General features: G+C 57.8%; 19 protein-coding genes. 14 read left to right on the top strand and 5 right to left on the bottom strand.

The window, feature by feature from the left end; translation table 11 throughout:
- The first annotated feature begins 61 nt into the window (after positions 1 to 61).
- From C814_RS16210 to C814_RS16155, 13 genes are all read left to right on the top strand, one after another.
- On the top strand, positions 62 to 1,030 hold the full coding sequence (locus C814_RS16210) for an ABC transporter ATP-binding protein (protein WP_242829017.1): 969 nt from the start codon (positions 62 to 64) through the stop codon (positions 1,028 to 1,030).
- Positions 1,027 to 1,731 carry an ABC transporter permease gene (locus C814_RS24210; RefSeq protein WP_016316467.1) on the top strand — a complete coding sequence of 235 codons (705 nt, stop codon included), beginning with the start codon at positions 1,027 to 1,029 and terminating at the stop codon, positions 1,729 to 1,731. The genes C814_RS16210 and C814_RS24210 overlap by 4 nt, the downstream gene beginning before the upstream one ends.
- 13 nt (positions 1,732 to 1,744) lie before the next feature.
- Positions 1,745 to 3,118: a GldG family protein gene (locus tag C814_RS16200; protein ID WP_016316466.1), complete on the top strand. Its 1,374-nt coding sequence runs from the start codon at positions 1,745 to 1,747 to the stop codon at positions 3,116 to 3,118.
- Positions 3,119 to 3,137: 19 nt separating this feature from the next.
- Complete coding sequence (locus C814_RS16195) at positions 3,138 to 4,478, top strand: DUF4340 domain-containing protein (protein WP_016316465.1); 1,341 nt, start codon at positions 3,138 to 3,140, stop codon at positions 4,476 to 4,478.
- 226 nt (positions 4,479 to 4,704) lie between these two features.
- On the top strand, positions 4,705 to 5,406 hold the full coding sequence (locus C814_RS16190; protein WP_016316464.1) for a GntR family transcriptional regulator: 702 nt from the start codon (positions 4,705 to 4,707) through the stop codon (positions 5,404 to 5,406).
- Between the two features lie 193 nt (positions 5,407 to 5,599).
- Positions 5,600 to 6,664, top strand: a complete 1,065-nt coding sequence (locus C814_RS16185) for a C4-dicarboxylate TRAP transporter substrate-binding protein (protein WP_016316463.1) — start codon at positions 5,600 to 5,602, stop codon at positions 6,662 to 6,664.
- A 129-nt stretch (positions 6,665 to 6,793) separates the two neighbouring features.
- Complete coding sequence (locus C814_RS0105140) at positions 6,794 to 7,306, top strand: TRAP transporter small permease (RefSeq protein WP_016316462.1); 513 nt, start codon at positions 6,794 to 6,796, stop codon at positions 7,304 to 7,306.
- Entirely contained in the window at positions 7,303 to 8,598 is a 1,296-nt protein-coding gene (locus C814_RS16180; protein WP_016316461.1) for a TRAP transporter large permease, read from the top strand. Before C814_RS0105140 ends, C814_RS16180 begins: the two co-directional genes overlap by 4 nt.
- A 48-nt stretch (positions 8,599 to 8,646) precedes the next feature.
- Positions 8,647 to 9,294: an SGNH/GDSL hydrolase family protein gene (locus C814_RS16175; protein WP_016316460.1), complete on the top strand. Its 648-nt coding sequence runs from the start codon at positions 8,647 to 8,649 to the stop codon at positions 9,292 to 9,294.
- The gene (uxaC, locus tag C814_RS16170) at positions 9,291 to 10,691 is read left to right on the top strand and encodes a glucuronate isomerase (protein WP_016316459.1); all 1,401 of its coding nucleotides are present in this window, start codon (positions 9,291 to 9,293) and stop codon (positions 10,689 to 10,691) included. Before C814_RS16175 ends, uxaC begins: the two co-directional genes overlap by 4 nt.
- A 154-nt stretch (positions 10,692 to 10,845) precedes the next feature.
- Entirely contained in the window at positions 10,846 to 11,511 is a 666-nt protein-coding gene (locus C814_RS16165) for an RraA family protein (protein ID WP_016316458.1), read from the top strand.
- 169 nt (positions 11,512 to 11,680) lie between these two features.
- Positions 11,681 to 12,217: a GNAT family N-acetyltransferase gene (locus C814_RS16160; RefSeq protein ID WP_016316457.1), complete on the top strand. Its 537-nt coding sequence runs from the start codon at positions 11,681 to 11,683 to the stop codon at positions 12,215 to 12,217.
- Positions 12,214 to 12,906: a hypothetical protein gene (locus C814_RS16155; protein WP_016316456.1), complete on the top strand. Its 693-nt coding sequence runs from the start codon at positions 12,214 to 12,216 to the stop codon at positions 12,904 to 12,906. The genes C814_RS16160 and C814_RS16155 overlap by 4 nt, the downstream gene beginning before the upstream one ends.
- 76 nt (positions 12,907 to 12,982) lie before the next feature.
- Here the strand turns inward: C814_RS16155 and C814_RS16150 are convergent, their stop codons facing one another.
- Positions 12,983 to 14,959, bottom strand: coding sequence for a fructose-bisphosphatase class III (locus C814_RS16150; protein ID WP_016316455.1), 1,977 nt, complete (start codon positions 14,957 to 14,959; stop codon positions 12,983 to 12,985).
- Positions 14,960 to 15,180: 221 nt separating this feature from the next.
- Here C814_RS16150 and mscL point away from each other — a divergent pair, with 221 nt between their 5' ends.
- Entirely contained in the window at positions 15,181 to 15,606 is a 426-nt protein-coding gene (mscL, locus tag C814_RS16145; protein WP_016316454.1) for a large-conductance mechanosensitive channel protein MscL, read from the top strand.
- A gap of 254 nt (positions 15,607 to 15,860) precedes the next feature.
- On the opposite strand, the gene feoB is transcribed toward mscL, so the two are convergent.
- From feoB to C814_RS16125, 4 genes are all read right to left on the bottom strand, one after another.
- Complete coding sequence (feoB, locus tag C814_RS16140; protein ID WP_016316453.1) at positions 15,861 to 17,864, bottom strand: ferrous iron transport protein B; 2,004 nt, start codon at positions 17,862 to 17,864, stop codon at positions 15,861 to 15,863.
- A complete protein-coding gene (locus tag C814_RS16135) occupies positions 17,861 to 18,100 on the bottom strand; it encodes a FeoA family protein (RefSeq protein WP_016316452.1) in 240 nt (79 codons plus the stop codon). The genes feoB and C814_RS16135 overlap by 4 nt, the downstream gene beginning before the upstream one ends.
- A gap of 106 nt (positions 18,101 to 18,206) precedes the next feature.
- Complete coding sequence (locus C814_RS16130) at positions 18,207 to 18,902, bottom strand: TVP38/TMEM64 family protein (RefSeq protein ID WP_016316451.1); 696 nt, start codon at positions 18,900 to 18,902, stop codon at positions 18,207 to 18,209.
- Between the two features lie 443 nt (positions 18,903 to 19,345).
- A complete protein-coding gene (locus tag C814_RS16125) occupies positions 19,346 to 23,062 on the bottom strand; it encodes a phosphoribosylformylglycinamidine synthase (protein ID WP_016316450.1) in 3,717 nt (1,238 codons plus the stop codon).
- Between the last annotated feature and the right edge of the window lie 231 nt (positions 23,063 to 23,293).

Raw genomic sequence — 23,293 nt, 5'->3', positions numbered from 1 at the left:
ATATGCTAGAATAGGGTCGGAACAATTTATCCGGAAATGGAGGAAAGACAGGTTGCTCGAGGTGAAGGGGATCAGCAGATTTTACGGGGATCAGGCCGCAATCGAGGAGATCAGCTTCTGCGCCGAACCCGGTCAGGTGGTCGGGCTGGTGGGGCACAACGGGTCCGGAAAGACCACCACAATGAATATTATCACCAACTGTCTGGCTCCTTCAAGCGGGGAAGTTTCCATTGAAGGGATTTCGGTCCAGGACAATCCCCTTGCCGCCAGAAAACGGATCGGCTATCTGCCGGAGATCCCCCCTGTTTACCCGGATATGACGGTGGAGGAGCAGCTGACCTTTGCCTGCGGCCTGCGCGGCCTGTCCCGACGGGAATATAAGGCCCAGATTGCCGGCGTTTGTGACAGCCTGAACCTTTCGGGGGTGCGCAAACGGCTGATCCGGAACCTTTCCAAAGGCTACTGCCAGCGGGTTGGGTTTGCCCAGGCCCTGATCGGGCATCCCCGGCTTCTGGTTTTGGACGAGCCTACAGTGGGGCTTGACCCGCAGCAGATCATCGAGCTGCGGGAACTGATCGGCCGGCTCAAACAGGATCACACCATCCTGCTCAGCTCCCATATCCTTTCGGAGATCGCCGCGACCTGTGACCGCATTGTCGTGTTGAGCAACGGGCGGCTTGCAGCGGATGACACGCTGGACGGGCTGCTTTTGCGTGCCCGGGCACAGGAGGGCCTGCTGCTTCAGGCGGATGGCCCGGAAGCGCAGATTTCCGCGATCATCCGCTCGCTTGACGCGGTAGCCGATTGTACGATGCAGCCCAGCGGTGCGGACGGGCATCCAACCTGGCATATCCGCACCCATGGTTCCGCGGACATCCACCGGGAACTGTTTTCCGCACTGGCTGCGGCGGGCTGTCCAATCCGTATGCTGCGGCCGGTGCAGGTCGGGCTGGAGGATGTGTTCTTACAGCTTACACAGGACCGGCGCTATGCGCAGCACAGTTCGCAGGAGGTGCAGCCACAGGGATGAAAGCAGTTTTTCAAAAAGAGCTGGGCCAGCTCTTCCATTCGGTCATCGGTTATATCTATCTGGCGGTCTTTCTGCTGATCGGCGGCTGTTATTTTCTGGTCTATAACCTGCTTCAGGCCAACGGGGACATCCGGAATTTCTTTTCCCCTATGATGTCCACAGTGATTTTTTTGCTGCCTGTGCTCACCATGCGTTCCTATGCGGAGGAACGCAGAATGCACACCGACCGCCTCCTTTTGAGCGCACCGGTCAGTTCCCTTTCGGTGGCACTGGGGAAGTTTTTCGCGATTCTCACCATCTTTTCAATCGGTCTGGCCTTTACGCTGTTCTACCTGCTGGTACTCGCTGTCCTGGGCCGGTTTGACCCGCTGGTCGCGCTGGGCTGCTATATGGGGATGCTGGCCGCGGCTGCGGCTTTCATCTCGATCGGGCTGCTGATCAGCGCCCTGACCGAAAACCAGATCATCGCCTGCATCGTCACCTATGCGGTACTGCTCGGGCTTTGGCTGGTCGGGTTTGCCCGGAGCTATCTGCCGGGAGAGCTGCTCCGGACGCTGGCGGGGTACCTTTCGGCAGCCGACCGGTTCGCGGAGTTTTCCATGGGGATTTTCGATCTTTCTACCGTTGTGTACTATCTGGGGATTTCCGCATTTTTCCTGTTTGCCGTCACGCTGGTCTCCGAAGGGCGCAGACAGGCATAGGAGAAAGGGAGCTATGAAGTTTATGAAGAAAAAAACAGGTTCCCGGCCGGGCATCTGCCTGCTGCTTGCAATGGGCGCTGTCCTGCTGGTCTGTGTGAATATCTGTGCCTCCCGGCTGACCAGCCTGCTTGGCCTGCGTCTGGACATGACCGGGAACCGGCTGTACGACCTTTCCGCCGAATCGGTACAGATTCTGGAGGAACTGGCGTCCCCTGTGGAAATCCGGGTATTTTCCACACAGGAGGACTTTCTCCCTCTGGTAGCGGAGGTGCTGAAACGGTATGAGCGCGCCGGACAAGGCCGGGTGGCGCTCCAATACGTCGATCCCTACGCCAACCCCACGTTGGTAGACACCTACCTGCAACGGGGATTTCAGGTCCAGCTCAACAGCATTGTGGTGGAGGGCGCCCACTATGCGCGGGCGCTTCAGCTCGAAGAGATGTTCGAACTGGACCAGAGCGGAAACGCGGTGGAACAGCTCAACTGCGAACAGAAACTGACCAGTGCGATCCTCTACGCCGCAGGCACCGAAAGCCCGTCGGTGCAGTTTACGGCAGGCCACAACGAGCATGTTTCCGACAGCCTGATGCGGCTGTTTGAGCAGAGCAACTACCAGACCGGCCGCGTGACCCTCTCGCTGTCCGCCCTCCCGGACGGGACCGACCTCGTGGTAATCGCTTCCCCTACCAGCGATTTTTCCCGGGAGGAGATTGCCAGCCTGGACCGCTTCATGGCCCAAGGCGGGCGCATGGCGGTGTTCGTCGAGCCTTCCTCCGCCGCGCTGCCCAACCTTCAGGAGTTCCTGCGCGAATGGGGGGTCGGCCTGACCGATACGGTGGTCGCCGAACCGCTGCAATATACCGATGCCAACCCGTTGAGCATCGTCCCGCTCTACTCTGCCCACCCCATCAACCAGTATTTTTCGGGCAACCAGCTCTATCTGGTGATGCCTTCCACGCGGGCGCTGGAGCAGCTCTTTGTCTCTCAGGCTGGGATTCGAACCCAAAAGCTGCTCTATTCAACCGATCGCGCCTATGACTTTACCGATGTAAATGGAGAAAAAGGGTTGTTTACATTGGCAATGACTGCGGAAAAGGCGTCGGATGCCGGCACCGCAAGGCTGGTCGCCATCGGTAGCCGGGGGCTTTACAGCGATCAGCTTTTGCAGTCTGAAACCTGCGGCAACGCGAAGTTCCTGACGCAGGTCATGAACTGGTGCACCGAGACCGACAGCGCGGTCAGCATCCCGCCCAAAAACCTGAGCGGAACGCCGCTTCCGGTCACAGTCGGCCAGGTTCTTTGCCTGGCAGCAGTACTGGTGGTTCTGCTGCCTCTTGGGGTGCTGATCGTCGGTCTCCGGGTCTACCGGCGCCGCAGGCATAGTTGAGATGGGGAGCGCAACCGGTATGAAACAGGCCAGACAGATTCGAATATTGGCCGCGCTGACAGCAGCTGCGGCAGCCTGTGCGGTTTTCCTTTCCCTTTTCCCGAAAACCGCCTCCGCCGAGGACGCCGCGCCCAGCCGGAAGATCACCGATATGAGTGCTGCGGAAGTTCAGGCTGTGGTGCTGCACAACCAGAGCGGGACCATCGGCCTGCTCAACCTGCCTTCCGGGGTCGCGGTCGAGGGGGGAGACAGCAGTATCTATTCGCAGGAAAAGCTGGTCTCCCTGATCTACCGTCTGGCGCATCTGGATTCGAGCGGGGCCGTCGAACAGGGCGCCGATGGGCTGGCGGCATTCGGGCTGGAGACGCCCGCCGCCCAGGCCAGCCTCCTGACACAGGACGAAACGGTACGGCTGTATCTGGGGAGGAGATGCCCGGTATCCCAGGAATACTACCTGCTGCGGGAGGGCGATACAGAAATTCATCTGGTGGAGGAGGAAACCGCCCGGATGCTGCTGCAAGGGGTGTCCGATCTGCGTCAGCTCGAGCTGTTCCCCGCCCTGACAGGGGAGTCGGTCCGCGCGCTGCGCCGGATTGCGATTGAAAACAGCCGCGGGCGGGTCGTGCTCGACCAGCTCCAGACCGACACGATCAGCAGCTTTTTCGGGATGACCGCCCCGGTCGCGGCACCCCTGAACTGGAAAGACGTGGATGACCTTGTTCTGGTCCCGCTCAGGGCGCTTTCCCCCGAACGGTTCGTCAGCAGCGATGTCCCATTGTCCCAGTACGGCCTGGACCAGCCGGAGTACACGCTGGAGCTCACCCTGGACGGAAAGGAATACCGCTGCGGCTTTGTCCGGAAAGACCCGGACACCTACTACTGCGCCGCGCTGGACGGTATGCTGGTCAGCGAGATTCCCGCAGAAAAAGTACAGTTTCTGGAAGCCGGCTTCATGGACCTGATCGGGAGCAGCATTTACACCCGAAGTGTCGCTGACCTCTCCCGCCTGAGTGCGAAATATGAAGGGCATCTGGTTTCGCTCGAGGTATCCGGGGAATCCACCGCCCTGACCGCCACGGTGGAGGGGCGCCAGATGGATTATCTGGAAACCCTCGCCTTCTACAACCGGATTGATACAATCCCGGCCGCTGCGGCTCTGACCGGCGAAGAAACCATTCAATCTCAGCCTGCCCTGACGCTGGTTTTTACCCTGCGTTCCGGACAGGAGGACATCCTGGAATTTTACGCGGTTTCCGACCGCCAGTATGCGGTGTTTCTAAATGGCTCCGCGGAATTTACAACCTATGCGACAGTTGTGACAGATTTGATAAACGCATTTCACTCGCTTTCGGGCGGCTGACAGCCTGTTTCCGATACAGGGGGCTTTTTACAAGAGAAAAAGCCCCCTTGCCGCCACTTGGCTGGCACCTCCAAAGCGCTTCACAGGAGAAAGTGTTCCGCACGATCCCACGCCGAGAACTGGCGATTGTGCCCAAAACGCTGCTTTTGTTAGAAAAGAACAGTGATTTCGATTTTTCATACAGCCCCTGGATCGGAAAACGGGGGTGGAGAGAGGATGAATTGGCATGGCGGAGATACTCAGGCAGTATATGGTGAAAGTGGATAGTGCACAGGAAAAGGTCTACCGCACCCTGCGGGATGAGATTCTCAGTATGGTGCTGAAGCCCGGCACCATCATTTCTACGCAGGAGATCGCCGGCCTTCTCGGGGTAAGCCGCACCCCTGTGCGGGAGGCATTCATCCGGCTTCAGGGGGAAAACCTGCTGGATGTGGCGCCCCAAAAGGGGACCGCAGTCGCCCTGATTGATCTGGACCGGGTCTATCAGGAGCGGTTTATCCGGGAAGCGTTGGAGGTGGAAAACCTGCGCAGGTTTGTCCCCGCCGCTTCTGAGCAGACGATTGCGGATATGCGGAATAATATCCTGCTTCAGAAAGACGCCATGCAGAACGGCCGTTGCCTGGAATACAAGGAGTTGGACGACCAGTTCCACCAGCTGGCATTCGAGACTACACATGAGGAGCTGAGCGCAGACATCGTGCGCCAGGTCAACGGACATTACGACCGGATCCGGCTGATTACCGCCTGGGAAGGGAACATCGCCTTTAACGCGATCGAGGAACATTCCCGGCTGGTGGACTGTGTGGAACAGCGGGATGTAGAGCGCGCCCAGCAGCTTCTGCGCAGCCATCTCCAGCAGCTGTGGGTACAGGAGCGGTCGCTTATGGAGCTTTACCCGGATTACTTCAAACAGAAGCTGTCCGACTGAAATATTGGTTGAAATCCCCAAAGCACTTCATCCGAAAAGAGCGGATGAAGTGCTTTTTTTACAAATTAACGTGTATACTTTTGTCAAAATAGGAGAAAATAATTTGGTGTATTCCAACTGACATACTAACATGTTATAATGGCCTCAGCGGCCCGTTGATTTGTACGAAACAAAATGAAGGAGGAGAATATCCATGAAAAAAGTATTCGCATTCGGACTTGCCCTTGCTATGACTGCATCCCTGACTGCATGCGGCGGCTCGAGCAGCACCAGCAGCACCCCCGCGTCCAGTGCTGCACCCAGTGCAGGAAGCCAGAGCTCCGCAGCGGCGCCTTCCGCAGAAAAGGTTTCCGTCCGCTTCGGAAATACCCAGAGCGAAACCGATCTCCAGTCGCAGTCCCTGATTGCCGTATCTGAAAAGCTGGCCGCTGCTACAGATGGCAACTTCACTGCCGAACTGTTCTTCAGTTCCTCCCTGGGAGATACCGACGACATGATCGAGCAGGCGCTCCAGGGGGCGGCGGTCCTGACTGTCACCGACCCCAGCCGCCTGGCCAGCTATATCCCGGATTTCGGCATCCTGGGCATGCCCTACCTGATGGACGACTACACCGGCCTGAATAAGATCATGCAGACCAGCCAGTATGAAGAGTGGGCGAAGGAGTTTGCTGACGAGCATGGAGTCTGGCTGGTTACCTCCAACTGGTATTCCGGCGCCCGCAACTTCTGCCTGAACAAGACGGTCAACCAGCCGGCGGACCTCTCCGGGCAGCGGATCCGCACCATCGGCAATGAGATCTGCACCACCTCGATCAACGACCTGGGCGCAGTTGCCACCCCGATGAGCTGGTCCGAGGTCTACACCTCGATCCAGCAGGGCGCACTGGACGGCGCGGAGGTTCAGACCTCTTCGTTCTACGCCACCCGCCTGTGGGAGGTTGTGAACACGATCAACCGCACCGAGCATTTCCAGCTGATCGGCTGCGCCGCAACCGGCACCGGTTTCCGGGACAGCCTCTCCGCAGACTATCAGAAGCTGTTCGAGGATACCTTCTATGAGGTTGGCGTCGAGTTCCAGGAGAAAACCAACCAGATCTGCGCCGACTGGGAGAAGGAAATGACCGAAAAATACGGCCTGACCGTAAATGAGGATGTGGATATAGACGCATTCAAAGCCGCGGCTGAGAAAGCCTACACCGACCTGAACATGGTTGACCTGCGCGACCGCATCCAGTCCGAGATGGCATCTGTTGCCTGACTCGGCAGATAACATGTCCTCCTAAAAATGGACGGAAGCCGTAGGCTCCTGGGTGTACGGCTTCCGTCCAATCAATGGTACAGGACTTTTTCACACTGCCCGAAACTTTTCTGAGAGGTGGTAAGACAGATGAAAAAACTCTACCACGGTTTCTGCTGGATAGAGGAGACCCTCTGCAACATCGGCTTCGGCGCGATGATCGCACTGGTCTTTATTTCGGCGATCGCCCGCAATCTGGGGCGTCCTCTGGCATGGAGCATCGACGTTGCACAGCTCATGCTCTGCTGGACCACGCTGATCGGCGCGGACGTGGCGTTCCGCCACGGCAAATTCCTGGGGCTGGACCTTGTGACCCGGCGGCTCCCGATTAAGGTACAGCGGGCCCTCGCGCTGGTGATCGACTTCCTGATCCTTGGCGCGCTGATCATCTTCATCATCTATGGGTTCCGCCTGAGCGCCGAAAGCTGGAAGCGTTCGTTCCAGACCCTCAAAATCAGCTATTCCTGGGTTACGCTGGCACTCCCCGTGATGTCCATTTTTATGAGCGTTTCGGATGTGCTCGACATCATCTCCAAGATCAAACAATTCAATGCACCGGTTGAGGAAAAGGTTCAGCCGCTGGAGGGAGGGGAAACCGCATGACCTTATTGGTTCTTGCCTTCGTGATTCTGTTAATCATCGGTATGCCGGTGGCATTTGTCGTCGGGCTCGCCGGGGTGGCCTTTTTCGCCTCTACAGCCGACCTGCCGTTCAGCATCGTGGTACAGCGTATCGTTGCCCAGACCCAGTCCTATTCGTTCCTTGCGGTCCCGTTCTTTATTTTCGCGGGCACGCTGATGAACGAATCGGGCATCACCCAGCGCATCCTGCAATTCGCTTCCGCCCTGACCCGCCGTATGTGGGGCGGTGTCGCGCAGGTCTCGGTCATCATGAGCACGATGATGGGCGGCATCTCCGGTTCCGCCACCGCTGACGCCGCGATGGAAACCCGCCTGCTCGGCCCCGAGATGCAGAAACGCGGGTACAACAAGGGATACATTGTCGCCGTCAACAGCCTGACCTCCATGATTACCGCCACCATCCCGCCCTCGCTCGGGTTGATTATCTACGGTTTTGTCGGCGAGGTGTCGATCGGGCGCCTGTTTGCCGCCGGCATCATCCCCGGCGTCCTCATGATGATCTTTCTGATGGCGACCGTTACCATCACCTGCAAGCGCAACCAGTTTGACATTCCCAACAAGGAGCTGCCCCGCATCACCCTGTCCGAATTCCTGGTGAACCTGCGCAATTCGATCTGGGCGCTGATCTTCCCGGTGATCCTGATCGTGGGAATCCGGTTCGGCTTCTTCACCCCTTCCGAGGCAGGCGCATTCTGCATCGTCTACGCCATCCTGATCGGCGCTCTGGTCTATCGGGAGCTGACCTGGAAAAAATTCTGGAACGCGATGAAAACCGCGGTTATCGACACTGCGGCGGTCATGCTGCTGATTACCATGTCCGGCCCGTTCAGCTATGCGGTCACCTACTGCCGGCTGCCGCAGGCGCTCGCCAACCTGATCTTCGGCATCACCAGCCAGCCCCAGCTCCTGATGATTATTATCCTGATGTGGCTGTTTATTCTGGGCATGTTCCTCGACAGCAACGTCAACTTCCTGCTGCTGACCCCGATCTTCCTGCCCATGGTGCAGAAGGTGGGCTTCGACCCGGTGCATTTCGGCATCCTGATGGCGACCATCGTTACAATGGGGGTTTTCACGCCTCCGGTCGGTTCGGCCATTTACCCGGTCTGCGCAATCCTCGACTGCCCTGTGGACGAATACACCAAATCCGCGATGCCGTTTTTTATCGCGATCTTTCTGGAAATGCTCCTGCTGGTGTTTGTCCCCAATCTGGTCATGTTCCTGCCGAACCTGTTCTATGGCGCCGTCGGGTAAGCCAGCCGGCGATGCTTACAGGCTCCGAAAGAAAGAGGTATCAATCTTATGATCAACATTTTATGCTTTGGAGACTCTAATACCTTTGGTTCCAACCCTGCGGGTGGGCGGTGGCCGCTGCACAAGAGATGGACCAGCGTGCTCCAGGACCTGCTTGGGGAGGAATTCCATGTGATCGAAGAGGGCTGCGGAGGCCGCACCACCGTGATGGAGGATTTCCTGGAACCGGACAAAAACGGACGGTCCCAGCTCCCGGTTGCGCTCCGGACCCACCGCCCGCTTGATCTCGTTATCATCATGCTGGGAACCAACGACATGAAGCAGCGGTTCAACCTGCTGCCGGTTGACATTGCACAGGGGGCGGCGGCGCTGGGACGCCTGGCCGAAATTTATGATTACGGCCCCGAGTACCCCACGCCCAGGGTCCTGCTGGTCAGCCCCATCCACCTCAAAGAGGGGATTGAAAACAGCATTTTTACCGGCTTTGCGCCATCTGCGGTCGGGGTGTCCAAGCAGCTCGCCCCCTATTTTGAAGCGCAGGCCAAATCCCACGGATGGCTGTATCTGGACGCTGCAACGGTCGCAGGCCCCAGCGACAAGGACAAGCTGCATATGGAACTCGAGGACCAGTTCGCGCTGGCAAAAGCCCTGGAAAAGATCATCCGTGAAGCGTTTGAAGGAGGTGCGCCCGCGTGAAACCGTTTATGGATCAGGATTTCATGCTGCAAAGCGAAACAGCGAAGGCTCTGTACCACCAGTACGCCGAGAATCAGCCGATCATCGACTACCATTGCCACCTGAGCGCAAAAGAGATCTGCGAGAACCGTCCGGCGGAGAATCTGACGCAGCTCTGGCTGCTGGGCGACCACTACAAGTGGCGCGCGATGCGGGGCAACGGGATCGACGAGCTGTATATCACCGGGGATGCCAGTGATTACGACAAATTCATGGCCTACGCCCAGACGCTGCCCTACGCCATCGGGAATCCGGTCTACCACTGGACCCATCTGGAGCTGCAGCGGTATTTCGGGATCAACCAGCCGCTGAACCCCAAAACGGCGCCGCAGGTCTGGGAAGAGACCTGCCGGATCCTTTCGGATGGGAAGCATACGCCCCAACATTTTATCCGGCAGTCCAATGTGTACGCCCTGTGCACCACCGAGGACCCTGCGGATACGCTGGCGTACCATGCGCAGATCGCGCAGGAAAAGGGTCTTGACACCAAAATCCTGCCCGCCTACCGTCCGGACAACGCGCTCGGCATCGAGAAGCCCGGCTGGAGGGAGTATCTGAACCGCCTGGGAGCGTCCGCTGGCGTGGATATTTCCGACTGGGACAGCCTGACAAAGGCGCTCCGCATCCGGATGGACGCATTTGCCGAGGCAGGCTGTGTGGCCAGCGACCACGGCGTGCAGGGAATGCCATTTTTGCCAGTGGGGCCGGAACGGGCTGCGGACAGCTTCCGGAAAGCGCTGTCCGGCGCTGCCCTGTCGGCAGCAGAGGTCGAGGGCTATCAGACCGAACTGCTCCTCTGGCTGGGCCGCGAGTACGCCAGGCGGGGCTGGGCAATGGAAATTCATCTGAACGCGCTGCGCAACTGCAATACCAAAGCCGTGAAGGCGTTGGGCGAATCCACCGGGTTCGATTCGGTGGGCGACTTCCCGGTCGCGTCCAAGCTGTGCGGGCTCCTGAACAGCCTGGAGTTTTCCGGCCAGCTTCCCAAGACCATCCTGTTTTCGCTGAACGATGCGGATAATCTGGTGATCGCCACCATGCTGGGGAACTTCCAGGATTCCAGTGCCGCATCCAAAATCCAAATGGGCTCCGCTTGGTGGTTCCAGGACCACGCGGACGGAATGGAAGCCCAGATGCGGATATTGGCAAACGAGGGGATTCTGGGGCGGTTTATCGGTATGCTGACCGACAGCCGCAGCTTCCTGTCCTACCCCAGACATGAATATTTCCGCCGCATTCTCTGCAACCTGATCGGGTCCTGGGTGGAAAACGGGCAGTACCCCGACGACAGAGAGACTCTCGGTATGCTGGTCGAGCGCATCTGCTGGCTGAACGCAAAGGAATATTTCGGGCTTTAGCCCAAAAGGTTTGCCTGCCTTTTCCCAGGCAGTGGGACACGCCCTCCCGTAAAGAGAGCTACTGTCTGGAGGATGGCAGGCAGGGGTTTTTTCACCGCAAAAAGCCTTCCGTAAAAGAGATAGAACAGATTCTAAAAAAGGGGGGAACCAGCCGATGGCTGTCTGGAAAAATGAGGACGAGATGTTTGCCCTGATGCGTGAACGGTTATATACCCCTGTGGTGGGGGATATTCTGGATCAGATGGGATACGTACATCAGTTCCTGCCGCAGGAGATCCGGCCGATGCGCGACGATATGAAGCTCGCCGGCAAGGCGATGACCGTCCTGATGACCGATGTCTACGAGGCGCAGGAGAAGCCGTTTGGCTACCTGACCGAGGCGCTGGACCAGTTGGAAAAAAACGAAATCTACATTGCTGCCGGAGGAACCAGGCGGTGCGCCTACTGGGGAGAACTGCTGACCGCAACCGCGAGAGTGCGGGGGGCGGTGGGCGCTGTCGTGAACGGCTGGCATCGGGACACCCCGCAGATCCTTGAACAGAACTGGCCTGTGTTCAGCTGCGGCTGCTATGCACAGGATTCGAGCGTCCGCACCCAGGTCGTGCAGTATCGCTGCACCATCGAGGTCGGGCAGGTCACCATCCGAAATGGGGATGTCCTCTTCGGAGATGTTGACGGGGTCCTGTGCATCCCCGCAGGGATCTCTGAAAAGGTCATTATGCTCTCTCTGGAGAAAGCCGCGGGGGAAAAGACCGTCCGCAAGGCGATTGAGGATGGGATGTCAGCTACCGCCGCTTTTGCCAAATACGGCATCCTCTAGCCGTTGTGGGAGCGTCTGCGTGCGGACAGCCCCAGTCTTGCCATTCTCAGGATCGTTTGTTATAATGGAAGCGCTTGGAGGCAGCTGGTTGTTTTCAGGTGCTTCCATTCTATATCGAATGCTTTCCAATAGATTAACAGCAGCTTCTAAAGGGAGGGGTATGAACCGAATGCAAAAGCAGGGTTTCTCCTTTGAGCCGGCACAGCCGGAGGATATGGAAGCCGTCTTTGGGTTGATTGATGCCCGCATCCAGTGGATGGAAGAGCGCGGAATCGACCAGTGGGACAGGCAAATTTACTGGGAGGTTTTCCCCAGACAGTATTATGAGGAAGCCCGAAAACAACACCGGCTTTTCGTTTTAAGGCAAAGCCACGACTGTGCTGTGGCTGGGGCTGTCGTATTGACCGATTCGGACCCGCGCTGGGAAGAGAACCAGCCTGCACGCTATCTTCACAATCTGGTCGCCGCACCCACTGCAAAGGGTGCGGGCAGCGAGATCCTCCGATGCTGTGAAGCGCTTGCACGCAGGCAGAACTGCTGTTGTCTGCGGCTGGACTGTGTAAGGTCGAACGAAAAGCTGAACCGGTACTACGAAGCGCATGGATTTGTCTGGGTAGAATCGTTTGACGACGGTGGCTATCTGGGGAATAAACGTGAAAAAAGTTGGGAACCACCGACCGCAAGTGATGGGGGTGTTTGTACGTGAACCGTTGGAACAGAACTGCGATCACAGCTCTGCTGTTGGTGTTTTCCCTGTCCGGATGCGCAGTGTCTCAGGGTTCAGTGACCGGCACCCTGCCGGGTACGGCAGCCCCTGTCTCCGCAGCCAGCGGGGAATCTGTGTCCGAAGCAGCCCTGATGGAAACCCTGTTCAGCTCCTACTATGAGGGGCAGGACTCCCACGCATTCGAGATGCTGCACAAAAAGATTTTCTCCCGGCTCATTCGCCATTGGACCGATGCCGCCGGGTTTTCGGCTGCCAGCCCCGCCTGGGCATTCGACAGCTTCACCCGATACGACATTCTTGACCCGGAACTGCGGTCAATCGCCACCCACCAGGAGATCTACTGTTGTGGCTTTTCCAGCCCGGACGGCGGGTCCGGTTATTTCGTACTCTCGTATGACGGGAACAGCCTGTGCAACCTCAAAGCGGCAGAGACGCCGTATCCTTACGATCTCAATGCCAATCTGAAAGCGATCATTGCCGGGCTGGAAGGGACCTCCCTCGACCTGTCCTCGATTTCTGCAAACCGGGTCCGGCTGGATGATCCTGAGACCGGCCGCTCAATGGAGGCTATCCGCTTCACCGACAGCGCGGGACGCACCTGCTTTGGCCTGTTCGAAGAAGATGGCATCGTCTTTTCCGGGCAGTCCCCGTTTTCCATGGAGGCATAACCACCACATTAAAAAAGGATTGGCGCAGCCGCGCCAATCCTTTTTTAATTTCTGCGGACATTGTCTCTAAAAACCTTCAATGCTCTTCTTTAATCTCACCGGTCTTGTAGGCGAGAAGCAACCATTTCAGATCATCAATGCGCTGTTGAAGCAGAGCACCATTATCGGTCTCATTGATCCGGATGCGGGATTCCATCCGGTCGAAGATCACTGAAGTGGAGAAAATATCCTTGTTGTTGCGGATCGCATTCTGCACCCCGCTGAACGGCTCATGCGCCGAAATCCGGATTCCCCACGAATTGTAGATCAGGGTATACCCCGCGATGCCGGTGGTCGGCTGGTAGGCGCGGCAGAAGCCGCCGTCAATCACGATCAGCCGTCCATGCGCCTTGACCGGGTTTTCTCCATCCTTTGATTTCACCGGGACATGCCCATTGATGATGTGGCAGTGCGGCCCTTCCAGCCCGAACTCTTTGAGGATCTGCTCGCAGACCTCTTCATCGTTGTAGTAGGAGTAGTAGGGGTTCTTCGGCTCCGCCCAGGTCGACTCATCCGCCACCAGCCGCCGTTCGAGGGTAGCGATATGGTCCCGTCCAAAAAGCGGCGAGTTGCGTCCGCACCAGAGGAACCAGAGGAAGTCCTTCCCGAACTGCTTCTCCGGGGTGCCGGGTTTGGCGTAATACCCCTGCCGCGCGACCGACTCGGCATGGTCGAGAAACGCCCGGCCGGAAAGCTCCTTGCATCCGATGCTGAATTTGAGGAAATTCCCTTCCGAATCCATCGGGATACACCCATGGAAGAGCAGGTTGCCGTTGTAGCACTTATAGAGGCCGCCCTTGGAATAGAGGAATTTGATATGCCGCTGGAGCTTCTCGCTGCGCAGGAACGAGTATTTGAGCTGATCCATCAGCTCGGCTTCCTCTTTGGAAAGCTCATACGGCGCCGAGGGGAGGATGGTTGGGAAATCCCGGTCGAGCAGCGGATATTCGGTGTCCCCGAGACGGATCGTCCCCTTTTCAAAGTCGATCTTGTCGAGCAGCAGCCGGTCCTGCATCCGGAAGGAGGGGTTGCGCAGGATCGTCTGCCCCTCAAGTTTGAACAGGATTACCGCAATCGCCTTGTGCATTCGTGCACCCAGGCCGTTCTCTTTGTCGCTGTAGCTCCCGCCGCCGATGTGTTTGGTCTTGAAGCAGGAGGTGTCGCAGTCCGCGTAAATCTCATTGGCGAAAAGCGCCAGAGGCCGCAGGCTGATCCCGTACCCGGTTTCGATCACCTCAAGGTTGTTATAGGTGATCGAGTTGTTCAGGACCGTTGCGATACAGGTCCGGCTTCCGGTGGCTGCGCCCATCCAGAGCACATCGTGGTTGCCCCACTGGATGTCAACCGAGTGGTGCCCGATCAGCGAATCCATGATAATGTCCGCGCGCGGGCCGCGGTCGAAGATGTCCCCCACGATGTGCAGATGGTCCACCACCAGCTTTTTGATGACCCTGCACATGTTGATGATAAAATTTTCGGCCTGGTCGGTGGCAATGATCGTCGAGATGATGTTTTCGTAATATTCTTTTTTGTTATGTACCTCGTAGTTGGTGTTGAGCAGCTCGTCGATGATGTAGGCATATTCCTTCGGCAGCGCTTTGCGCACCTTGGAACGGGTATATTTGGAGGAGGCCAGCCGGCAGATCTCGATCAGCCGGTTGAGCGTGATCTTGTGCCACTCGTTGATGTCCTCCACCTGAGACGCAATCTCTTCCAGCTTTTCCTCCGGATAATAGATCAGCGTAGCGAGCTGGGCGCGCTCCTCACTGGTCACCATGTTTTGAAACAGGATGTCCACCTTTTCCCGCACCGCGCCGGATGCATTGTTCATGATGTGCAGGAATGCCTCATATTCCCCATGCAGGTCGGACATGAAATGCTCGGTTCCCTTGGGAAGGTTCAGGATCGCCTGTAAATTGATGATCTCGCTGCTCGCCGCCTGTACATTGGGATACTGGCGCGAAAGCAGCTGCAGATAGCGCAGGTCTTTTTGCTGGCCGGTTTGTTCGTTCATCGGACCGCCCCCTGACTGTTATAAATTCTGCCGTCTTCGGTTTACCATGTGTCCATCAAGCACGCAAAATGCGTCTGATGGCTTTTTTGCCTCCACTGAAAAACAGGGATTGGTTTTTCAGTATGCTGTCTCTATTATCCCACGAAATCTCCCCTGTTGCAATGGACTTTTGTCTAAAATCTGCTATACTGGAAAAAAACAACCTATAAAGGAGCAGAAAAATGGAACAGAAAACAAAAACATTGATTGCAGAATTCAAAGAATTTATCTCGCGCGGCAACGTCGTGGACATGGCAGTCGGTGTCATCATCGGTACCGCCTTCACCAGCATTGTCAATTCCCTGGTGAAGGAGATTGTGACCCCATTCCTCGGCTGGCTGATCGGCGGGCTGGACTTTTCCGGCTATAAACTGGTGCTTTCCGCGGCCTCCGGGGAAAATCCCGAAGTGGCGGTTCTCTACGGGAGCTTTTTGCAGCAGGTGGTCAACTTCCTGCTGATCTCGCTGGTGGTATTTACGATGGTCAAGCTGCTCAACCGGTTCCGCCGGAAAAAGGAGGAACAGCCAAAAGCACCCGCCGCACCTCCGGCGGATATTGTTCTGCTCACAGAGATCCGCGACCTGCTCAAGGAACAGAACGCCGAATAACCACGGTTCCGGAAGTCTGTTTTGTATCCTTCATAGGGAGGGGGGCTTTTTCACTTGCAAAAAGCCCCCCTCTTGCCGCTTCTCGGCAATTCACCCGAAAAATGCGCTTCACAGGATAAAGCGTTCCGCGCTCATCTCGCGCTAAGAGCGGCGCGCATAGGCCAACTGGCACAAAGCGCCAGCTGTTAGGCCGGAGCAAAAAATCGCGTAAAACTTTAAACTCTGGATGTAGGATAGGCGCTGAAACTGGGTTCTTACCGGAATAGCAGGCTTCCGAACTGGTAAACCATGCATCCGGCGAGCCATGCAACCCCACACTGGTATCCCGCTACAATCGCGGCATGTTTGCCGCCCAGCTCCCGCCGCACCGCTGCGATCGCCGCAACACAGGGGGAATAGAGCAGGGTGAATGTCAAAAATGCGCAGGCCGCCAACGGGCTGAACATCTGGGAAAGGGTAGCAGGCAGGGTGGCGGTGTTGCCGCCGGTCAGTACCGCAAGGGTACTGACAACCGCTTCCTTCGCGGAAAAGCCGGTAATCAGCGCAGTGGACGCGCGCCAGTCGTTGAAGCCGAGCGGGGTAAACACCGGCGCGATAAACCGCCCGATTCCCGCTAACATGCTCTGCCCGCTGTCCGCCACCACATTGAACCGGGCATCGAACGTCTGAAGGAACCAGATCACGATGGTGGCCAGGAAGATGACGGTGAATGCCCGGGTCAAAAAATCGCGCGCCTTGTCCCAAAGCAGGAGGCAGACGTTTTTCGCCCCCGGCAGGCGGTAGTTGGGCAGCTCCATCACGAACGGGACCGGCTTGCCATGGAACGCAGTGTTCTTGAGCAGAAGCCCGCTCAACACGCCGACCAGCATCCCGCCCGCATAGAGCAGGATCATGACCAGCGCCGGATGATCGGGGAAAAATGCGAGGGTAAACATCGAATAGATCGGCAGCTTGGCGCTGCACGACATAAACGGGGTAAGCAGGATGGTCATACGGCGGTCCCGCTCGGAGGAGAGGGTCCGGGTCGCCATGATCGCAGGCACTGAGCAGCCGAACCCGATCAGCATCGGCACAAACGAGCGGCCGGAAAGCCCGATTTTGCGCAGGAGTTTATCCATCACGAACGCGACCCGCGCCATGTAGCCGCTGTCCTCGAGCATCGAGAGGAAGAAGAACAGCACAACGATGGTGGGCAGGAACGAGAGCACCGAGCCAACCCCGGCAAATACACCGTCGATCAGCAGCGAATGCACCACCGGATTTAGCCCATAGGCGGTGAGTGCGCGGTCTACGGCGCTGGTCACCCAGTCGATATCATAGGCGAGCAGGTCGCTCAGAAAACTGCCGATCAGGCCAAAGGTGAGGTAGAAGATCAGCAGCATAATCAGCAGAAAGATCGGGATGGCCAGATATTTATGGGTCAGCAGGCTGTCCATCCGGACGCTGCGCAGATGCTCTTTGCTCTCGCGCGGCTTGACCACCGTATCCGCGCACAGCCGTTCGATAAAGGTATACCGCATATCCGCCATAGCGGCTTCCCGGTCGGTGCCCAGCTCCCCTTCCATCTCGGTGACGCTGTGCTCCACCATATCCTGTTCGTTTGCCGAGAGCGCGAGCAGTTCGAGCATCGGCGCATCCCCCTCGACCAGTTTGGTGGCGGCGAACCGGGCCGGTACATGGATCCGCTCGGCATGATCCTCGACCAGATGCGCAATCGCGTGGATCGCCCTATGTACCGCACCGATGCAGAAATCCTGCCGTTTGGGCGCGGTGCGGGACTGCGCAATCGAGATAGCCCGTTCCACCATCTCGTCGATCCCCTCGTTTTTGACCGCAGAGATCGGGAAGACCGGCACTCCCAGCTCCCGCTCCATCGCTTTGATTTTGATGGTCCCGCCGTTGCTGCGGACCTCGTCCATCATATTGAGCGCAATCACCATCGGAATCCCCAGCTCGATGAGCTGCATACTGAGGTAGAGGTTGCGCTCGATATTGGTCGCATCAAGGATATTGATGACCCCGTCCGGATGGCTGCTCAACAGGAAGTCGCGGGTGACGATCTCCTCGTTGGTGTAGGGGGAAAGCGAGTAGATGCCCGGCAGGTCAACCACCGTCACATCTCTATGGCCCCGGAGCTGCCCATCCTTGCGCTCAACCGTCACGCCGGGGAAGTTCCCCACATGCTGGTTCGACCCGGTGAGCTGGTTGAACAGGGTGGTCTTCCCGCAGTTCTGGTTGCCCGCCAATGCAAAAATCATCTGGCTGCCTCCTTGATCTCTTCAATTTCAATCTCCTTTGCATCCTCAAGACGCAGGGTCAGCTCATATCCCCGAAGGTGCAGTTCGATCGGGTCACCCATCGGCGCGACCTTGCGTACCATGACCCTGGTTTTCGGGGTTAATCCCATGTCGAGCAGATGCCGCCGCAGTGCGCCGCTTCCGCCCACCTGCAGGATAATACCGCTCTGCCCAATCTTCAAACGGTCCAATGTCATCGCTCTGTTCCACCTCTCGATATGTTAGCCCAGGCTAACTTTTTCGCAAAAAATTTTTTCAATCTGTTAGCTGACGCTTACATAATAGACCTTTTCCGGTCGTTTGTCAATTCCTGCTTTTCTGCATCCAAGCTATCATCCGTTTTCTGGACAGCATACAAACCAGCCCCAGCGTACCAGTGATGCAGAACGCGATTACCGAGCTGAGATAATTTCCCTCAAGCAGCTCACTGCTGGCAAAGGTGTTCGCCAACATGGTGGGGATGCGCGCAGTCACTGTCAGCAGCAGGAACCGCGGCAGCTCGAGCGGGGTGAGCGCGGCAAGATAGGTCAGCAGGTCTTTGGGCATGGCCGGGATCAGATAGATGATAAAAACGAGGATTTGGAGACGGTCGCTGTCCTGCAAAAAGGCGAGACGCCGCTGTTTTTCCGGAGGAAACATCCGGTCAACCACCGGCTGCCCGAACCGTTTGACGAGTATAAAAACAAGCGCACTCCCCAAAAACACCCCACTGGCGCAGATCGCCAAACCGCCCAGTGCACCATAGGTGACCCCGGCGGCGATCTGAACCGGCAGTGCCGGGATCAGGCCCGAGATGACCTGTAAAACCTGCACCCCGATCAGGAGGAGTATCCCCATCAAGCCGAAAGATTGCAGGCGCTCCCGGAAAGCGTCCATCTTTTCCGGCTCCATCAGCCCTTGAACCACCGGATACCAGCGCCAGACCAGCCATCCAGCCACACCGAGTATTGTTGCCGCAAGCAGCGCCAAAAGAACCTGCCCGGACTTTGTTCTCCTCATAAAAAACCCCTTTCTTTTATGTCTTCCGGCCTTGGCACATAAGCCTTTTTCCGAGGCGAGGGGGGCTTTTTGCAAGTAAAAAAGCCCCCTCTTGCCGCTTCGCTGCGGCTCGCAGTGCGGAGCGCGTCGGGGGCTCTGCCCCTCGACCCTGCAATTTTTTGAAAAAAATTGAGTAAAACTTTAAATTGAGAAAATAAGAAATTCGCCGAGCTTGCCGGGGTGGGGCCTGCGGGGAGGGGTCGCTGACCCCTAACCCGCAAGACAGCCCGCAGGGGCGTCGCGGCGTATGCCGCGCTTCGGGCTGAAAGCCCGAGAAGACCCGAGGAAGGCGCTTTGCGCCTGGAAGTCTGGTCTGGAACCAGACTTCCGCTGTCCCACTGCCCCTCGACCCTGCAATTTTTTGAAAAAAATTGAGTAAAACTTTCGTTTTTCAAACCCGCTGATTACCGGTAGTACCGGACTGCGTTCCCGAAAATATCCTGGAACTTTTCGCCCGGCACATTCTGGAACGTACCGTTGGCATACCGCTCGGAATGCGCCATCTTGCCGAATACCCGTCCGTCCGGGCTGGTGATCCCCTCAACCGCGTCAAACGAATGGTTGGGGTTATACCGGATATCCAGGCTCGGCCTGCCTTCGAGATCGACATACTGGGTCGCGATCTGCCCGTTCGAGGCGAGCTGGTCGATCAGCCTCTGCGGTGCGACAAACCGTCCCTCCCCATGCGAGATTGCGACCGTATGGATATCCCCCACCTGCATCCCCGCTAACCAGGGCGATTTGTTCGATGCTACGCGGGTGCGCACCAGACCCGACTGGTGGCGGCCGATCGTGTTAAACGTCAGGGTCGCGCAGCTCTCGTCCATGTCGCGGATCTCACCATACGGGACCAGCCCGAGTTTAATCAGCGCCTGGAAGCCGTTGCAGATGCCGCACATCAGGCCGTCGCGGTTTTTGAGCAGATCGTGCACTGCATCTTTAATCCGGGGATTGCGCAGGAATGCGGTGATGAACTTGCCAGAACCGTCCGGCTCGTCACCGCCCGAGAACCCGCCCGGGATCGCGATGATCTGGCTCTGCGCGATGCGCTGGGCAAACTGTGCGACGCTCTCCTCGATGTCAGCGGCAGTGAGATTGCGCACAATGAAGATTTCCGCCTGTGCGCCCGCACGCTCGAATGCCCGCGCGGTGTCATACTCGCAGTTGTTGCCAGGGAACACCGGGATCAGCACCCGCGGCGCTGCGATTTTTGCCTTTGCCTGCATTCTATCCGAAACAGCGAAGGAATATTCCGGTACCGGTTTTTCGGGGGTTTTGAGCAGATAAGGAAATACTGATTGTAATTTTTTCTCCCAAATTTCCTGAATGTCGTTCAAGTCGATCCGGTCAAATCCATAGTGGATCAGGTATTCGGGGCTGACTGTACCGATACAGGGCAGGTTGGGCAGGTCCTCCGCCGATTCCAGGATGAACCCGCCGCAGAGAGGCTCGAAGAGTGCCGCGTCATCAAAGGTGGCCGAGAAATCGAACCCGAGCCGGTTTCCCAGACACATCTTCGTGATGCCCTCGCAGACGCCGCCATACCCGATCGTCCAAGCCGACGCGACCTTCCCTTCCGCGATCAGTTTTTCGACTGTCCCGAACACTTCGCGCACACTGTCGAACTGCGGGACCTTATTTTCGTCGAAACAAGGAGTAATAATATACACTTTATTTCCTGCATGTTTAAATTCTGTCGAAACAACCCGGTCGGTGCGGGTGGTAGAAACCGCGAACGAGACAAGGGTCGGCGGGACATCCAGATTTTCAAAGCTGCCGGACATCGAATCTTTGCCGCCAATCGAACCGATCCCCAGCCCAAGCTGCGCCTCCAACGCGCCGAGCAGAGCCGAAAGCGGCTTGCCCCAGCGTTTCGGGTCCCCCTTGGTGCGCTCGAAATACTCCTGGAAGGTCAGCCAGCAGTGGGTATGGCTGCCGCCTGCCGCGACCACCTTTGCAACCGACTCGACCACCGCGTTGATCGCGCCGTGATACGGGCTGGCCGCTGAAAGGTCGGGGTTGAATCCCCAGCCCATGACCGAACAGGTGGTGGTTTCCCCGCCGAGCACCGGGAGCTTGGCAACCATCGCCTGCGCGGGGGAAAGCTGGGTCTTGCCGCCGAACGGCATCAGCACGCTGCCTGCCCCGATCGTCGAATCGAACCGTTCGACCAATCCCTTCTGGGAACAGACGTTGAGGTTTTCCATCATCTCGCGCCATTTCTGTACGAGCGGGGCGTTCGAGCGGGGACGCGCCCAGCTTTTTGGGGCCTCGATTTCGATGTCGGTGTGTTTGGGCGCACCATTGGAGTTGAGGAATGCGCGGGAAAGGTCTACAATCCGGCTGCCGTTCCAGTACATGACCAGGCGCGGCAGGGCAGTGACCTTCGCGACAACGGTCGCTTCGAGGTTTTCTTCGTGGGCGAACTGGATAAACCGGTCAACGTTGCCGGGCGCGACCACAACTGCCATCCGCTCCTGCGACTCGGAGATCGCCAGCTCGGTGCCGTCCAGGCCGTCATACTTTTTGGGGACCGCATCGAGGTTGATCTCCAACCCGTCGGCCAGCTCGCCGATCGCGACCGAGACGCCGCCCGCACCGAAATCGTTGCACCGCCGGATCAGACGGGTGGCTTCCCCGTTGCGGAACAGGCGCTGGAGCTTGCGCTCGATCGGCGCGTTGCCCTTCTGCACCTCGGCGCCGCAGCTCTCGAGGGAATCCATCGTGTGGCTCTTGGAAGAGCCGGTCGCGCCGCCGCAGCCGTCCCGACCGGTGCGCCCGCCGAGCAGGATCACCACGTCATCCGGATCGGGGCACTCCCGGACCACATTCTTTGCCGGTGCTGCGCCGAGCACCGCACCGATCTCCATCCGCTTGGCCGCATAGCCCGGGTGGTAAACCTCGGCAACATGCCCGGTGGCGAGGCCGATCTGGTTGCCGTAGGAGGAATAACCAGCCGCAGCGGTGGTGACGATCTTGCGCTGCGGCAGCTTGCCCGCCATCGTTTGGGAGAGCGGGACGGTCGGGTCTGCCGCACCGGTCACCCGCATCGCCTGATAGACATAGCTCCGCCCCGAAAGCGGGTCACGGATCGCGCCGCCCAAACAGGTGGCCGCGCCGCCAAACGGCTCGATCTCGGTGGGGTGGTTATGGGTCTCGTTTTTGAAGAGCAGCAGCCAGTCCTCGTCCTTCCCGTCCACATCCACCGTGATTTTGACCGTACAGGCATTGATTTCGTCGCTTTCGTCGAGGTCGTTCAGCAGACCGTCCGCCTTGAGCGCCTTCGCGCCGATCACCGCAAGATCCATCAGGCACATCGGCTTGTCCTTGCCCTGTTTGACATACAGCCGGTCCCGCAGCTCCAGATACTTTTCAAAGCTCTTGCGGATATAGGGGGTGTCGATCTGCACCTTTCCGATATTGGTCAGGAAGGTAGTGTGGCGGCAGTGGTCCGACCAGTAGGTGTCGATCATCCGAATTTCGGTGATAGTCGGGTCGCGGTGCTCCTCGTCCCGGAAGTAGGATTGGCAGAACGCGATGTCATCGGTGTCCATCGCAAGGCCGTAACGGGTCACGAACGCAGCCAGGCCTGCCGTATCAAGGCTGGTGAATCCGTCCAGCGTCTCGACCACAGTGGGAATCTCGTAGCTGGTTTCAAGGGTGTCCGGCTTTTCCAGCGAAGCCAGACGGCTTTCCACCGGGTTGACCAGATAGTGCTTGACCTGCTCAAGCGCCTGGTCCGGGATGCTGCCCGAAAGGATGTAGATACGGGCGGTGCGCACAACCGGCTGTTCCTTGGCGGTCGAAAGGGAGATACACTGGGCGCACGAATCGGCGCGCTGGTCAAACTGCCCGGGCAGGTACTCAACCGCAAACATCCGCTCGGTTTCGGCAATCGGGGGCAGTTCGTCATATACGCAGTCAACCTGCGGCTCGGAGAAGATGGTAAAACGGGCATTGTCAAAGTCGGCCTTGTCAATCCGCTCGACATCATAGCGGTTGACCACCCGCACACCGGTGACACAGTCAAGCATCAGGACGGTTTGCAGGTCGCTGAGGACGCCGGCGGCTTCGACAGCAAATTCCGGTTTCTTTTCGACATAGATACGGTAAACGCTCAATCTCAAAACCTCTTTCCATATAGAATCGTGTATAATCTCATACTGTTTTGGAACAACACAAATAGCCAAGGGATTTTTTCTCCCGCAAACAGCCGCCTTCTGGTTACTGGCCAGGCATCAACCCCGAAAGGTACTCTCAAGGCTGGAATTCCGCCGCTGCGGCAGGCGCAGGGCAACCGGTACAGTATGCCGGCTCCCGGGCTGGAGAAAAGGCGGTCGAAACACTGCTTT

The organism is Anaerotruncus sp. G3(2012) (assembly GCF_000403395.2).
In the GTDB taxonomy this organism is placed as follows: Bacteria; Bacillota; Clostridia; order Oscillospirales; family Ruminococcaceae; genus Anaerotruncus.
Note: the sequence above shows the minus strand (reverse complement) of the source record. Positions and strands in the feature narration are given on the sequence as shown.